This is a genomic window from Streptomyces fildesensis, from assembly GCF_016107395.1.
Taxonomy (GTDB): Bacteria; Actinomycetota; Actinomycetes; order Streptomycetales; family Streptomycetaceae; genus Actinacidiphila; species Actinacidiphila fildesensis.
Genome location: NZ_JAAIKO010000084.1, coordinates 1 through 11,661, shown reverse-complemented (window position 1 = coordinate 11,661; position 11,661 = coordinate 1). Strand labels below are relative to the sequence as shown.

Here is an 11,661-nt window from a genome sequence, read left to right as displayed (position 1 = left end):
CAGCGCACTCCTCAACACACCGTGTATACCCATAAGTTGAGGAATTCAGCACTAGTTGAACCAGGTGGAGATCTTCTTCTCCGTCGTGCAGCGCAAGGTCGTCTCGCCCAACGACTTCACCGACCTTGCCCAGGTCGGGGACCGGCTCCGAGCCTTCGAAGACCGCTACAACGCCACGGCACAGCCGTTCCAGTGGAAGTTCACCACCTCCGACCTGGACGATCTGCTGGCTAGGCTCGACCGGCACACCGCCGATCACCCAGAAGAATCCTCCGTCGCCCTGGCAGCTTGATCAACCCCCGAAGGACTTCGGACGCAGACCACAAGGGCTTGCAGGGAAGCAACACCTTGATCCCCTGCAAGCCCTTAGCAGCCACCTACGGGCACAGCCTTCAGTGTTTCTGCTCGCCCGAGCGGTCGGTGAGGCCGAAGAAGTCCATGACAGCGGCGCGCTGCGCGGCTACGGTCACCACTTGCGAGGGCTCCGCGGGCGCGAAGATATCGATCCGTTCGGTGGAAACACTGCGGCTCGGTTCGCTCAGCAGCTCGTAGACGAACCGCCCATCAGTCATTTGGGACTCCATCCCGGAGGTGGAGACGTCCGGGCGCGCTCCTTGGCAGCAGAGCAGCAGCCCGTGCTTTTCCAATTCTCTTCTGGCGTCCAGCAGGCACACGAAGAGATTGTCGCCAGTGTGCTCGGCGTGCGTGACGGCGCCATTTCTCGTCACGCGCAGAACATAGGGTCGCGTATCCGAGATCGCCAGCCGAACGGGTGTCCGACCTCCTTGAGCGTCCACCGCGAAAAGTTCGATGGTCTCGATCATGATCCTCCTCCGAAGCCCGGGTTGTCGACCCACGTTCCGTCCGGGTGCCAGCACCCCTCGATGTGTGACGGATCCACATGTCCAGGAAAAGCGATCTCTCGTTCGTGGGCCATCGTATTTCCTGGGATCCGGGCGTTCACGTCGATGCCGCCGGCGGCATCTCGGATCTTGTAGACATACCTGCTGCCCGCCGACCTGGTGACCGCGTAAGCGTGGGAACTGGTGGTGGAAATGAATCCCGAGGCTTCGGTCCACGTTCCTGATACACCGGCCACATGCTCCTCGAGGTTCATGTTCGTTCCTCTCGGCTCGAAGCCGATCCGAAAGATGTCGTCCGGGTGCCGGGTGTCGACCCGGTACACGGTGCAGGGGACGAGGCCCAGTGGGTCGCTCCATGAGAGCGGGTTGACCACATATCCGTGAGGGTTGGGCGCCGGCGTCAGGCCCAATGGGTCAGGTGATTGATACTGGGCGCTGTGGGGATCGTAGTACCGATGGAAATTGTAGTGGAGCCCGGTTTCGTCGTCGGCGTACTGCCCGGGAAAGCGCAGTCTGCAGTCCGCCTCTCCGGTTTCTTGCTCGAAGGGCGCGCCCCACAAGGAAGCTTGGCGCTGCCAGGCGATGTCACCCGCCGTGTCGATCAGCTCGGTCGGGGTACCGACGGCATCGCTGACGATGGAGTAGAAGCGCCGGTCCACCTCGGCCTGATCGAACTGGGCGAGTGGGCGCCGGCCGTCCGGTTCCCATTCCCACGTCGTGGTGGAATTGGCTTCGGTTCGCTCGGCCAGCCGGAGGCCGTCCCAGCTGAACTCGATGTGTTCGGCCGCAGCCCCTTCAGGTGTGGTCCGTCGCTTGGCGATCCGCCGACCCAACGGGTCGTACCGATACTGCCAGCGGCTGCCGTTCGGCTGGGTCGCCTCCGTCAGCCGGTCGTCCGCATCCCAGGTGAACGTCCAGACGTGTGATCCACCCGAGAGCAAATGCTGGACGCGACGGATCACCCGCCCTTGGCCGTCGTGCTCGTAGCGGGTTCGCCCCGCACGACGGATGAGGGTGCCCACTGCCGTTCGAGTTCCGGAAACGCCCTCCGGCTGACCGGCCCAGGAGGTGTCCGTGACATTGCCGACGCTGTCATATCTGTACGATTCCGGCCGTGTGTGGCTGCGGATGGCCGTGACGCGGCCGCCAGGTCCGAGGTCGAACTGCCGTGGATCCTGGGTGAGGTCGTCGACCGCGATGATCTGGTCGTCAGGCCGGAAGGTGAAGGAACGCTGTTGCACGGGACCGGTGGCGTCCCCGGCCCCGGTGATCGTCTGTTGGACCATCCGGTGGGCGCTGTCCCAGTCCTGGCTGAGGACCGCTCCACCACTCAGCGACCGCCGTGTCTCATGCCCGGCTGCGTCGAACGTGAAAACGAGCGGGTGGCCGGCGAGCCGCAATTCTGCTGGGCGGCTGTTCGGGTCGTAGGACCATTCGCTCGAAACCCCAGCCGGGGTGGTTCGCTTGGTGCGCCGTCCCAGGAGGTCGTGCACCACCGTCAGCGTCCGGTCGTTGCACGTCTCGGCGGTGATCCGGCCCAGCGAGTCGCGTTCGAAGGAGAGGTCCGCATGGGCGTTCGTCGCGCGGACCAGCTGGCCGGCCGGGTCGTGCGCGAAGGTGGTGACCCCTCCGTCGTGGCGTTTTTCCACCGCCCTGCCCAGTTGGTCGTACCGGAAGTGGGTGACCTGGCCGACGCCATTGGTGCGGCTCGTCAGTTGTCCTGCGTTGTCGTATCCATAGCTCATTTCCCGGCCGTTGAAATCTATTTCACGAACAAGGCGCCCGGCGGGGTCGTATTCGTAATGCCACTGCAATCCTGCAGAATTGTGCACCGATGTGAGTCGCAGCTCTGTATCGTATCGGAACTCCGTTCTGCTGCCGTCGGATTCCACCCGGGCGGCCAAGGTGTCGAACGGAGCAGATTCGAATCGGGTAAGCTCTCCGAGGGCGTCGACATACTGCAATTGGTTGCCCTCTGGGTCCCGTTGCCACGACTCGACCGTCCCTCCGGGACCTGTGCACGAGGTCAGGTGGCCCTCGAGGCTCCAGGTGAATCGGGTGGTCCCGCCGGAGGCATCGATGACGGAGATGACCCTGCCCATGGCGTCCCGCTCGTATCGCGTCGCGCAGTCTGAAGGATCGATGACGACTGTCGGCAGTCCTGCGCGATCAGTAGTGATCCGCCGCACCGCGCCGAGCGGGTCGGTGATGGATGTCAGATCTCCGCGCTCGCCGTACTCGTAGTCGGTCGTCGCGCCGAGGGGGTCCCTGATCCGCCGCATGTTCCCGGAGTCGTCGTACTCGCGTTGCCAGAGTGCGCCACCTGGCTGAGTGACCGTCACCGGCAGGTGCAGACTGTTGTATTTCGCTGTGCCCGTCGATCCGTCCGGTCGTGTGACCCGCAGCAGATTGCCGGCGATATCGTAGGTGTAGTGGGTGGTGCGGCCGAGCGGGTCCGTACGGGAGATCAGCCGGTCGTGACGATCCCACTCCGTCAAAGTGGCGTTGCCGAGGGGGTCGGTCAGCCGGACGAGCTGGAAGTGCTCGTTGAACTGATACGTCGAGGCGTTGCCGAGAGAATCCGTCGCGACGGTGGTACGTGCCACCGCATCGTATACGTAGTGATATTCCAGGTATCCGCCGGTGCCGGTCGTGTGAACGCAGCGGCCTTGGTCGTCATACGTGTAGCGGTACGACGTGTCATTGCGGTCCTGCCAGCCGGTGATACGGCCGTGGGAGTCGTAATGGAAGGCGAGGGGGAGTCCCGATGAGTTGGTGATCCCACCGAGATTTCCCTCCGTGTCGTAGCTGTAGCGCAGCAGCAGCGTCGGGTCAGCGCCGGAAAGGAGCCGCAGAGCGGTAATCCGGCCCTGGTCGGTCTCGATACCGAGGTGATAGCCGCCGTCGTGAACGATCGCGGTGGGACTGCCGTCTGCGCTGTATTCCAAGCGGATCCGGTCTCCGTTGCGGTCCGTGATCGCGACCAGTGGCATCTCCGCACTGCGGGTCACAGCGGCGAAATGCAGGGTGTGGCCGGTCTCGGGGCGGTCTATGCGTATCTGTCCGCCGGGGAATCCGTCCCACTCCAGCGGCCAGCGGGGTCCCTCGCTGGGCATGCGGGGGGTACGCGGCGCCGGGACGGGATAGTAGAGAACCATGCCGTCCTCAGAGGTGTAACGCACTCCTTGATCGTCCAGGATCAGACGCTGATCCAGTGTCGAGGCCCAGGATTTTCCGAACCATCGTCCCGCGCGGTAGGACGACACGTGGTGGCGCTCCAGCACGAGGGGCAGATTGCCCGGCAGCCGGACATCAGTCGCTGACATGACCATCTCGCCGGTCGCCACGTCGATGGGGTCGCCGCACTTGTTGCGCTTGAACATGGTCACGCCCGACTTGCGCATCCAGGCCGCGCCTTTGCGCAGACCGCCCGCAAGGTCGCCGAGATGACTCCCCATACCCTTCATGAGCTTGGGCAGGTTCTTGGCCATCTTGAGGAGGCCACCTGCGGTGGTGAGGCCCTTGAATCCGGGTATGCAGTCGAGGGCGGCGAAGAACACGTCCCAGAGGCTGGCTTTGCCTTGCGCGTATTTGATGACGGTATCGGCGAGCACGACCAGCGCCGCCGCCAACACGATCCAGGCCAGTGGGCCGCCGATGATCATCACGACGATGCCGAGGACCGCGACGATGACCTTGCAGACCGCGACGATCTCGTCCCAGTGGTCGGCGACCCAGTCGACCGCCTTCTCCCACCAGTGCTTGTTCTTGATCCCCGCGTCCGACGCCTCGTGCAACCCGTGCTCGGCGGTGCTCGCCGCGGTGTCCCGCAGATGCGCCGCCTGAGCCGCCAGTTCCTTCGCCGCGTCCAAGCGCTGCTGCGCGTCGTGCACCGCGGAGTTCGCGGAGTTCTGCGCGTTGGAGGCGTCCAGCGCGTTCCGGGTGGCGGTGCGGACCTCCTCGGCCGATGGCGGCTCCACGCCTGGCTTCGGGTCCGCCTGGTACTCCTTGGACTTGTCCCCGGCCCGCTTCACCCAGTCGTTCGCGTTGGTCTGGGTGGTCTTGGCGGCGTCCAGATCCTGCCGGGCGGTACGCCCCTGGGCCAGCGCCCGGTCGGCGTCCGCCTGCGCGGTCTCCAGCTTCGGCCAGTACGTCTCCAACGCCCCCGACGCCAGCCGGTAGGACTTCTCCAGCTTGGTCAGCTCGCCCGGCAGGTCCCCGAACTGCTCCCGGTAGGCGTCCGCCGCCAGACCCGCCCAGTCCTGCACCGCGTTGTTCCCGCTCAATCCCCGCACCGAGCGCAGTGCCGAGGAGACGTCGTCCGCGAAGTCGCCCAGCTTGCGGGCGAGTTCCTTCACCTCGTACGGATCACCTGGGACCGGATCCCGATCCAGGTCGAGTATGTGCCAGTCCGTAGGCCGATTCCCCATGTATGTGCCCCCGTGCATCGACTAGCCGCCGCAGCTCCTGTCACTGTGCGAACACTTGACCCTACTGAACGGGTTCGAAGCGGTCGACCGGGCCATGAGGACGGAGGACTTCCCGCCGCAGGTCAAACCGTGAGGGTGCCCGACCTACCACCGCAACCGGCACGGACTGTCGACTTCCCGCAAACGGGCGGATCAGCCTACGGAGCGGTCGTAAGGCAGAGAGCCGTGCGCTCTCTCGCCTGTCTCTCACAGGCTTCTCACGGACGAGGTGTCACGGAGGCGGAGCGGCCGTCATGGAGGTGGCCGTCGAACGGGACCTGACCTGGGCGATCGGGACCGCGCCGGACCAATTGATACGGTCCGTCAGGCAGTGACGAACGCTGGGGGTCAAGGGGTCGCAGGTTCAAATCCTGTCGTCCCGACGGTGCTGAAAGGCCCGCTGGCTGGGAGAAATCCCAGGTCAGCGGGCCTTTTGCATTGCTCTGACTAGGCGTCAAAGTGACAGCCCATCAGATGCTTGGGGACCAGCTGGGGACGGTGCTGAGGAAGAAACCCCTGATCAGGCCCTGTTTGCTTGGGGACCATGATCGCGAATGGTTGCTCCTGCATTGTCCGGTTTCTACAAGACCCGCAGGGTCGCGGCGAGCGGGTCCGAGGGCCCGGGGGCTCCGGCCAGGTGGGCGCTGAGCGATCGTCCGGCGGCGACGATGGCTTGTAGGTCGGGGTGGAGGTAGCGCTGGGTGGTGAGCAGCGAGCCGTGGCCGGCGATGAGCCGCAGGACATGCAGTGGCACCCCGGCGTCGGCCATCCACGTCAGCCCGGTGTGGCGCAGGCTGTGGCGGCGCAGCTTTTCGTGGCCCAGGGAGCTGACGACCGCGTCCCAGTGGGTGGCGTCGCGCAGGACGGCGGTGGTGATGCGTCCGCCGCGCGGGCCGGTGAACAGCCGGGCGTCGGGGTCGGGGCCGGCGGCCAGCAGGCGTTGCGCGATCAAGGGCCGCACTTCCTCGATGAGCGGGACGCGGCGGGCCGCTTTTGCCCTTGGTGCCCTTGTCGGCGAGCCCGCCGGGGGAGGGGGTGGTCTGGCGGCGCACGGTCCAGATCCAGTTGACCGGGTCGATGTCCTTGACCCGCACGCCGGATGCCTCGCCGATGCGGGCGGCGGTGCAGGCCATGAAGATCACCACGCTGCCCCATCCGGCGAAGTTCCCGTGGGAACGTGCCACCAGCGCCGCGGCCAGGGCGGTGAGCGCCGCCCAGTCGGGCAGGGCCAAGGTGCGGGGGTCGTCGAGTTCGTCCTCGGCCTGCTTGTAGGCCGACTGCCAGCCCACGATGCGCGCGGGGTTGCGCGCGATGATGCCGTCCCGCACGGCCTGCTCCATCACCCGCACCAGGACTGCCAGGCTGTTCTTGACCGTGGAGCGCCCGCACTCGTCCGCGATCCACCCGTACACGCTGCGGTCCACCGCACCGTTGCTGATCATTGCGACCGGGATGTGGCCCAGGCTGGGCACCACTCGTAGCCGCCACCCCGCCAGATACGGGTCGGTGGTCTTGGCCTCCAAGCCGCGCAGGGCGAGCGGCATGTTGGCGTTCCCGAAGTCGGCCAGCGACTGATTGGACCGGGTCGGGTCGATCCCGCGCAGGGCTGCGGCCAACAGCGCGTCGATCCACTCCTGGGCTTCCTCGGCACTGGCCCGGGCTTCCGACAGGGACCGTCGTTTGCCGGTATGGGGATCGGTCCAGCGCACGCGCGCCCGGTAGGGAACCGGCCGGTTCGCACGGTGCTCGATATCGGCCGACAACGCCACGGCGATGGGCAATTGCTCTATGTAGGGCATCAGGCCGCCTGCGCGGGGTCGATGCGGCGACCAGCCAGCCACCGTTCGACATCGGCGGCGCCGTACATCACCACCCGCTCCGACAGACGGACGAAAGGCGGTCCCTGCGGGGGCCGTGCCGTCCTCCATCGACGGACCGAGGAGGCGTCCACCCGCAGCAGGCGGGCTATCTCCCCGGTCGTGTACCACCCCCCGGCCAGTGGGACGGGCGATGGCTCGATATTCATGGAACGGACATTTTCGGTCGTCGGTGCTTTAGGGTGCATGGACTTCCCGGGGGTTGGAGGGCAGGGTTGGGTTTGGCAACCGGACGCGGATTTCGGGATGCTGCGGGGAGGAGAAGTGTTCAGGGCGCCGGGCTCTGCTCGGGCAAGACACAACATTAAACAGAAGGCGCGCGAAGTCCAGCCCAATCGTTGCTAGTTCTCCAACGGAGAACACCGGTACCGGCCAGCGCCCCCTTAACAGTTCCAAGAAAGGCCCGAGGAAAAGTTTGCTTCAGTTATTGCTGGTCGCACTTCTCTGGATTCCTCGATTGCTTCCGGAACCGCTCTCGCCGCCGTGGGCATGGTGTAGGTGCTACTGACTGCACTCCGTGTTTAGGGGCGTCGTCGGAGTCCTTGCGAGGTTGAGTGGCGTCGAACCACTAATGATCCGCAGTATCACCGGTTTGGCTAACCGGCGATCCCCGGCTATGTTGCCGTGCCTCGAAGGGGTTGGGCGCACAACTACACGAGCGAGCCGCCACAGTTCAGGGGACGGCCGAGGGCGCACGGCACCTCGTGGACTGTCCTGGGGCGCGGAAGAGGCATCGGCCATCACGGCCGCTGCTGTGCTGCCGCCGGTACGGGCTGCCGAACAGTCCGAGGAGGACTCCGCCTGAGGATCACTGCACCGCAACGGGCCGGAACGAAAACCGCGTCCGGGCCACGATGGACCAGCTGGCTCCTGCGTGGGGCGAAAATCCGAACGGCGGCAAATGCGACATCAAGATCATCGCCGCGAAGCCGCTGTCGACGCACCGTCTTCGACGGCGCCCACCCCAATGCCCACCTTCGCAACGAGTCCATACAGCGCCTGCAGTCGCTCCAGGCCGCCGGAGACTCTCCCGACTCGAGAGACGCCCAGATCGCGGCTCAAAGGGAGGTGAAGAAGCTCAAGGTCCGACTCGCTCGCCCAATTGAACAGCGCCATCGAGGATCTTGCCGTCCTCCGGACCCGGGCCCTCGCCCGTCTGGCGGCCCCACACGAGAGGGGTCCGTGCCAGAGGGAGACCTCGGGACGTACGTCGTGAAGTTGTCCAGCTGACGGCTTTGACCTGGAGTGATGACGCTGAACAGGGCTCTGGCCTGGGCGGATCCGTCTTTCTGGATCTTTCAGACTCGTGCCCGGTTGTGCAGCTAATTCTCCCTACGCGCTCCCCAGGGCCGCTCGCACTCCCCGGATTCTCCCCAGATGGTCTGCCGTAGGAGGATCGCCTGCCCCGTCTGGCAGTACGGGTGTGTGAGTCGTGCCGATTCGCATTGCGTAAGCGCCCAGAAGAGATGTCGGCATTCGCCCGGTCAGATGTCGCGGAAGAGACTTGGGAGCGCGGTGACCTGCCACGATGAGCGGCTGATGGCCACTGACCTGCGCGAATGACCTTTCGGCTATTTCACGTTCGTGCCGGTTGATGAGGCCAGAAGTCCCAGGAAAGTCCCAGGGGGACTTCCACTGCTGACGGGTGCCTTTCGGTTCTATAGGGCAGGACGGGCTCGTCGAACGGCCCCGTTTCCAGCGAGGGCGGCGGAGCCTAGATGTCGAGTGACTGGCGTTCGCCAATCGTTGCGGGAATAGCTCCGGCTACCAGACGGGCAGCCAGGGCGACCGTGGTACCGAGCGTCAGTGAGGCGAGGGCCACCATCAGGGCGGCGACATGCACGGCACCGGCCAGGACGGCTAGGACAACTCATGTCGCGCCCGTGGCGGGTGGTCGGATCGGGTCGCACGGCGGTGCGGCGTGCGGGCCCGCCCCGCAGATGATCGGCTGCTCGCCGGATCGTGTTCCGGCCCGTCCAGGGGGGTCTGGCTGATGCACTGTCTGCTCTTCCCGCTGCCTGGGAAGGGCGGCGCCGCAGGCGACCCGCACCGTTACCCCCCGTTGCCACGACGCGGTCAAGGCCATCCGAACCCGACCGTGGCGGAGGCGGCGGGCAGAGACTTCCGCTACCCAGCGCCCCCGCTCGGCCTGCGTGCACCTCACACCTCAGTCGGGCAGCCGCCAAGATCCCGACGTGGGGTGAGTGATACTGCGACCAGCCATCTCAGGGTGTGGAGGTGGCAGCCAGGCGCAGCCTTGATGCTCCATAGACAGATTCTCCCCATTTCAAACATTGAGCCGCGCCAAGAGGCAGGGCCTCTAGGTAGAGCGTGGAGATGCTTATGAGGAGACCGCGGAAGAGGACCGGGGACATGGCGGAGCAGTTTGGAGAGGTCCACGTGCTCCGGACTAATGGAAGACTCCATTGAAGGGCACCACACCACGGGCTGGCGGCGAAAGCCACTCCGCAGGTCCGGCATTGATTTCGTGCTGCTGAGCGGCAGCGCTGTCGCCGCCCACGGAAACGCCCATTAGTGCCAGTATGAGAATTGGTGAAATCGCCGACCGCCAAGAGCGCCATACTGCAGTCGACGACCATACGGTGACGGTGGAGGGGATTCCGTAGTCCAAGTCCAGTGCCGGTCGTGCGTCGCCGCTCACCCGGGCAGCTCCGGCTCCTTGGTGGCTCACCCAGAGAGCCGGACCACCGGCTACTGTCCGCGCTTAAGTGCTGGTCGGGCCGGGATCAGGGCGAGGAACTGATCCTCCGCCGTGGAGCCTGGCAGGCAGCGGCCGGGGTTCTAGTGATAGCCGCCGCACTGGCACGGGCCGCCGGACTGGCAGCCGCACCCGCAACTGGCGCTGCAACCGCAGGTGCGCAGGACCGGCAGCCGAGCAGGTTGCGTGCGGATGGAGGTGGACGGGGCGGTGCTGTGCGGGAGATGCGTCATGGGGCCTCCTCGACAGACATGCCTGTATCGCCAGTGAAGCCAGTGCGTCACGAACCGTCAAGGTAGGGAACCGGTCCGGGATAGCGACTCTTGACCCGTACGAGCAGGCCCCAGGCCCCAGTGGCCGTTCGCCGTCTACTTCGGTGTGCTGATTCGCCGGGTGTGACGCGTCATCAGGAGTGCGGTGGTGGTGATGATGGCGAGGATTTGGGCGGCGACGCTGAGCTTCTTGTCGGTGGACCAGATGGGTTCGTACATGTCGGGGAGCGGGCCGAGGGCCCCGACGTCGACGTAGCGGTACAGCAGGATCGCGGCGAGTCCGCCTGCCGCGACGAGCCAGCCGAAGGCGTCACCCAGCGGCCGGCGCCAGGCGACGATCAGCAGAGCCGCCAGGGACGCCAGGCCCGCTTCGACGCGGAACAGGGCGCCCTGGCTGATCGTGGCGCTGACTGCGTCGTACTGATCGGCGAGCTTGGCGTGGATGTAGGCGTCGATGGCCAGGCCCGCTGCGGCGGCGACCCGGCATACCCAGCCAGCGATGCGGAGAGCGTTGCCGGACGTTGCGGCAGATGCCATGGTTCCGACTCCTTGTGTTCTGAGGCGATAGCCGGCCATACCCTGGTCCGGCCCGGCCCGGCCCGGCTCAGCGGACGGTGAGGGTGCCCTTCATGTATTGGTGGATGTTGCAGATGTAGCTGTAGTTCCCCGCTGTCGCGGGGGCTTTGAACGTTGCGGACTTGCCGCCGGCGATCGTGCCGGTGTCGAACGCCTTGCCGTCGGTGGCTGTGGCGGTGTGCGGGGTCTTGTCCTCGTTGAGCACCGTGACCACCGTGCCCGGTGCGACTGTCAGCGCGGCTGGGCTGAACAGGAAGTCCTTGATGACGATGCGTCCTGCCCCGCTTGCGGTGGTTCCCGCGGGAGTTGAGGCCGGCGCCGTCGAGGAGGACGATCCGCTGCTACTGGAGCAGCCCGTCAGTGCGAGCAGCGCGCAGATGACGCTCGCGGCGCCCAGGCGTCCACGGTGGGGTCGTACTCGGTTGGTCATCATCTATGGGACCCATCCATTCGACAGGAGCACTCGACACAGGAATAGCGATACCGGGGAGGTGGTGCGCCCCGGACTCCGAGAGTCAAGGGGTCCGGGGCGCACCACGCAGGATCAGATCGTCAGCAGGGTGGTGCTGGCGGCCTTGTCGACGGGCAGGAAGTCGTCCGGGACGGGGTACTGGCCCAGAACGTAGTGCAGGATCGCGGCGTGCATCGCCTCGACGGGGGCGATGGTGGCGGCGGTGCTGATCCCGGCGGGGCTGGTGACGTTGTAGGTCGCGAACAGGTACGTCTGCGCGGCCTGGTCCTCCAGTTGCAGGGCCAGTTTGGCGACGGCGCCCACGTCGGTGGCCTTGCCGAGGGCGGCGGTGACGTCTGCCTGGTTGGACAGGGGGACGTTGGTGATGGCGGGCTTGCCGGCGCCGGTCAGGACCGCGTTCCAGGCTTTGGCGT

Annotated in this window: 9 protein-coding genes; 2 read left to right on the top strand and 7 right to left on the bottom strand. The window is 66.0% G+C overall.

Features of this window, described 5'->3' with window-relative positions:
* The first annotated feature begins 55 nt into the window (after window positions 1–55).
* Window positions 56–292 (top strand): hypothetical protein, encoded by a 237-nt coding sequence (locus C6N31_RS41395; RefSeq protein WP_232486300.1) that lies wholly within the window; start codon window positions 56–58, stop codon window positions 290–292.
* Window positions 293–392: 100 nt separating this feature from the next.
* On the opposite strand, the gene C6N31_RS41390 is transcribed toward C6N31_RS41395, so the two are convergent.
* From C6N31_RS41390 to C6N31_RS44800, 3 genes are all read right to left on the bottom strand, one after another.
* Window positions 393–824: a hypothetical protein gene (locus C6N31_RS41390; RefSeq protein WP_198359548.1), complete on the bottom strand. Its 432-nt coding sequence runs from the start codon at window positions 822–824 to the stop codon at window positions 393–395.
* Complete coding sequence (locus tag C6N31_RS41385; RefSeq protein ID WP_368860199.1) at window positions 821–5,293, bottom strand: DUF6531 domain-containing protein; 4,473 nt, start codon at window positions 5,291–5,293, stop codon at window positions 821–823. The genes C6N31_RS41390 and C6N31_RS41385 overlap by 4 nt, the downstream gene beginning before the upstream one ends.
* A 619-nt stretch (window positions 5,294–5,912) precedes the next feature.
* Window positions 5,913–6,284 (bottom strand): tyrosine-type recombinase/integrase, encoded by a 372-nt coding sequence (locus tag C6N31_RS44800; RefSeq protein WP_232486299.1) that lies wholly within the window; start codon window positions 6,282–6,284, stop codon window positions 5,913–5,915.
* Window positions 6,285–6,409: 125 nt separating this feature from the next.
* Here C6N31_RS44800 and C6N31_RS44795 point away from each other — a divergent pair, with 125 nt between their 5' ends.
* On the top strand, window positions 6,410–6,604 hold the full coding sequence (locus C6N31_RS44795) for a hypothetical protein (RefSeq protein WP_232486298.1): 195 nt from the start codon (window positions 6,410–6,412) through the stop codon (window positions 6,602–6,604).
* A gap of 526 nt (window positions 6,605–7,130) precedes the next feature.
* Here the strand turns inward: C6N31_RS44795 and C6N31_RS41375 are convergent.
* The 4 genes from C6N31_RS41375 to C6N31_RS41360 all read right to left on the bottom strand — a co-directional run.
* A complete protein-coding gene (locus C6N31_RS41375) occupies window positions 7,131–7,358 on the bottom strand; it encodes a helix-turn-helix transcriptional regulator (protein ID WP_198359546.1) in 228 nt (75 codons plus the stop codon).
* Window positions 7,359–10,296: 2,938 nt separating this feature from the next.
* Complete coding sequence (locus tag C6N31_RS41370; protein ID WP_138359523.1) at window positions 10,297–10,737, bottom strand: hypothetical protein; 441 nt, start codon at window positions 10,735–10,737, stop codon at window positions 10,297–10,299.
* 67 nt (window positions 10,738–10,804) lie between these two features.
* On the bottom strand, window positions 10,805–11,209 hold the full coding sequence (locus tag C6N31_RS41365; RefSeq protein ID WP_232486297.1) for a cupredoxin domain-containing protein: 405 nt from the start codon (window positions 11,207–11,209) through the stop codon (window positions 10,805–10,807).
* Between the two features lie 111 nt (window positions 11,210–11,320).
* A partial coding sequence (locus C6N31_RS41360; protein WP_198359545.1) for a ferritin-like domain-containing protein occupies window positions 11,321–11,661 on the bottom strand: 341 nt, incomplete at its 5' end.

What these genes read in the sequence shown, in the direction of transcription:
- C6N31_RS41375 (WP_198359546.1), bottom strand. Translation starts at nt 7,358, where the DNA reads ATGAATATCGAGCCATCGCCCGTCCCACTGGCCGGGGGGTGGTACACG.
- C6N31_RS44795 (WP_232486298.1), top strand. Translation starts at nt 6,410, where the DNA reads ATGTCCTTGACCCGCACGCCGGATGCCTCGCCGATGCGGGCGGCGGTG.
- C6N31_RS41390 (WP_198359548.1), bottom strand. Translation starts at nt 824, where the DNA reads ATGATCGAGACCATCGAACTTTTCGCGGTGGACGCTCAAGGAGGTCGG.
- C6N31_RS41365 (WP_232486297.1), bottom strand. Translation starts at nt 11,209, where the DNA reads ATGATGACCAACCGAGTACGACCCCACCGTGGACGCCTGGGCGCCGCG.
- C6N31_RS41370 (WP_138359523.1), bottom strand. Translation starts at nt 10,737, where the DNA reads ATGGCATCTGCCGCAACGTCCGGCAACGCTCTCCGCATCGCTGGCTGG.
- C6N31_RS41385 (WP_368860199.1), bottom strand. Translation starts at nt 5,293, where the DNA reads ATGGGGAATCGGCCTACGGACTGGCACATACTCGACCTGGATCGGGAT.